This window comes from Pseudoalteromonas sp. S1609 (assembly GCF_005887255.1).
Classification (GTDB): Bacteria; Pseudomonadota; Gammaproteobacteria; order Enterobacterales; family Alteromonadaceae; genus Pseudoalteromonas.
Map to the genome: position 1 here is coordinate 1 of NZ_PNDJ01000255.1, position 251 is coordinate 251.

1 protein-coding gene is annotated in these 251 nt (G+C 41.8%); it reads right to left on the minus strand.

Translation table 11 applies throughout. The annotated features are described in order from the left end of the window. Positions 1–220 (minus strand): histidine kinase dimerization/phospho-acceptor domain-containing protein (locus tag CWB76_RS20190; protein ID WP_349304285.1); only part of this gene is annotated, 220 nt, incomplete at its 3' end. Positions 221–251: the final 31 nt, after the last annotated feature.

Genomic DNA, 251 nt, shown 5'->3' on the forward strand with positions numbered 1-251 from the left:
CTAAACGAGCGTTTTCCAACATTACTGATACAAAGGATACCAGCTCATGAAAAGCCATATGCATATCACATAAATAGTCCGGAGCATTGATCTCAAGAGTATTATCCTCTAACATCGCGAATGCAAACTTCAAACGCGCTACTGGTGTTCTAAACTCATGTGACAATGAGGAGCTCAGATCCTCTAGAGCACTCAATAAAAACTCAAACAGCTCCGGCATGACTTGCAACGTATCAGGGATGGGTCAAAAA